2 protein-coding genes are annotated in these 2,707 nt (G+C 38.5%); one reads left to right on the forward strand and one right to left on the reverse strand.

Annotated features, from left to right (window positions below; genetic code table 11):
* On the forward strand, window positions 1-1,137 hold a 1,137-nt coding region (locus B9H04_RS17685; RefSeq protein ID WP_085682895.1), incomplete at its 5' end, for an oligosaccharide flippase family protein.
* On the opposite strand, the gene B9H04_RS17690 is transcribed toward B9H04_RS17685, so the two are convergent.
* A partial coding sequence (locus B9H04_RS17690) for a DUF2206 domain-containing protein (RefSeq protein ID WP_139835159.1) occupies window positions 1,111-2,707 on the reverse strand: 1,597 nt, incomplete at its 5' end. The two genes, B9H04_RS17685 and B9H04_RS17690, sit on opposite strands and share 27 nt — an antisense overlap.

Below are 2,707 nucleotides of genomic sequence, written 5' to 3' on the forward strand. Positions count from 1 at the left end.
ACTCTGTTGGCATCAAGAGCTTCCCGGTTTTTTTCTGAGCCGTTGGTTTCCCAGTTATTGCCGTTAGTCGGTTTGGCATATTTTTTACATGATTCGATAAACCCGTCAGTAATATATTTCAGAAAAAATATAAAATTCAGAAAGCAGTTCCTATATGTGATGGTCGGTAGCGTAGTCGGTATCGTAGTTGCAATTTTTCTAGCCTTCGAATTTGACAATGCCTCGGCGTTAGTTGGTGGATTATTATCAAGAAGAGCGTCTCAGCTAGTTATGTCGTTCTTGATAACAGACTATTCTCCTTCCTTTGGAATAAATTCTAACCTTCTAAAGTCTCTGTTATCATATGGTCGGTGGATTCATGCGACTGCTATCGTTTCGTTTCTAGCTAATTCTGGAGATGATCTGTTCATTGGTTGGTTACTCACATCTGCTGCCCTCGGATACTATCGAGTTGGTTTCCAGTTATCAAATGCACCTGCAACGGAGCTATCTCAGACAATCAATAACGTAATGTTCCCCGCGTTCTCAAGAATACAAGATGATCTCGACAAGGTAAGAGAGTCTTTTATAGATACCTTGGGACTAATATCTGTTCTCGTTATGCCTGCTTCTTTTGGTATAATATCTATTGCCCCTGAGTTCACTATTCTCGTCTTTGGTGAACAGTGGGAGTCAATGATTGTACCCATGCAAATTCTAGCCATTTCTGGTCTTTTTCGCTCGATCGCTAAAACATCTAGCTCCGTATTTCGTGGTATTGGAAAGCCCAACTGGGGCTTTCATATGAACTTAGTTCGGACCGTAGTAATCGCGATATCTATCTATCCTCTTACTAATAGCTTTGGCATTAGTGGTGTAGCTATTAGCATTACCTCTGGAATGATATCAACATTACCTTTCCAATTTTACGGGCTCCAGGAATCAATAGGATTAGAAGTTGGCCAGCTTCTGCCTGATCTATTGTTCCCTTTAATAAGCTCAATTACTATGGCCACTATAGTCCTGATCATTGTTCAACCAACATATATTTCTGTCATATTTTCCATATTTGCTGGAGCAATCATATACATCTCGTTATTGTTTGTTTCCTCGAGAATACTAGGTCATTCTCTATTTTCTAACCTTCCGAACGGATGAATTTCCGTTCGTATATACAGTGTTCGTACTAACTAGGCCTGGTCTAACTTCATCAAATTCGTATAATCTTGTCTTTTTATCAAACCCCCTAACTGAGATGAGGTTTTCTCTTTTGTTCACATATGATATATATATGTATGACCCGTATTGGAAGTCACCAATTGAAAGATATAGTGGAGAACTAACAGATGTTTCTCCGAACCATGTAGAAGCATCCCGAACTCTTCCGTAACTAATCAATGTTGAATATGATAGTCCTGATAAATATATTCTGTGTGACCGTAGATCTGCGTGATCTCTTATCCATTTTGATGTGTACACGTTCGCCACTGGTGATGTATAATAGTTGTAAAATTCAAATTTTTCATCCAAATTTTGATTATGAATTGTATCACCACTCATTGAAGGCGAAGACGGATTCATACCCGTCATATCTGATGCCATTCCTGAGTTCAAAATCAGCACAATAACTAGAAATATAGAGAACAAAGATTTTGCATCTGCGACCCTATCCAAACTCAGAGTCTTGGAGATCCGATTGAATCCTACTTGAGAAAACGGAGCTAGAATGATAAGTGTGATTGAGGCTAAACGAGTAACTTCCAGACCAAAATAGGGGGTAACTGTTGTAATTGCGAGGAAGGCGCACGCTGATACAGAGGTTGCGATAAATGTGTCATTTTTACTATCTTCAAGTAGGAGGTATTGTATTGTTTTTGCTAGCACTCCAATGCCAATTATTAGTAAGATTAACATTAAGATTGCTTTATTCACAGTTTCTATCACATTTGAAGAGCTCCCTGAAACAGCTCCTAAGCTGCTTGACGTACCTGGATTCAGAAGGTTTGTTGAAATTGTATACAACCGAAAGACCATGTCGGTGAAAAAGATTCCACTACTTGTATTTGAAAACCAAAATATAGAAAATACACCCAACAAAGCTAATACTCGAAGGGGAATAGTGTGGTGGTGGTCCTCGCCTTTAATGTAGGAGACTATATGGTATAGAATCACTCCACCAATAATGAAGATGCCCCCAAGGATCGCAGTGGCATAGTGGGACACAATAATACTAACGCATAGTATTGATATAACACTGGATTGCATCGGTTTGTCTCTCACCATGTGCATGATAATCAGTGAAAGAAAGAGCATTGAAATCTGTTGTCTCGCAGTAGAAATATTGATCATATAGTATGGAGATATAAAAATAAACAGGCATGTTGACAATAGTGCCGCCTTTTTTTCCAGTATCTTCAGTGATATATAGTATATTGAAAGTGTAGTGAATGAATACACTAGTGGGTACACTAGTTTAAACGTATATGATAGATTAAGCGGAGTCAGTGTTTCTATCAATGGCGCAAAAGATACGACACTTAGAAGACTGTTATATGGATCAGCTATTGTAATATCCCAGAAGCCCTTCCTGATTACTGTCTCAGCTAAATAGTATTCGGTATGTAGATCTCGTCCAAGTATGTACTGAGACACAAGTGAATTATGGAGGGCGAGAGTGATACCAATTGCTAGTACTATGATGGGTATATTAAATTCTTCACTAGAATAT

The sequence above is a fragment of the Halorubrum ezzemoulense DSM 17463 genome, assembly GCF_002114285.1.
In the GTDB taxonomy this organism is placed as follows: Archaea; Halobacteriota; Halobacteria; order Halobacteriales; family Haloferacaceae; genus Halorubrum; species Halorubrum ezzemoulense.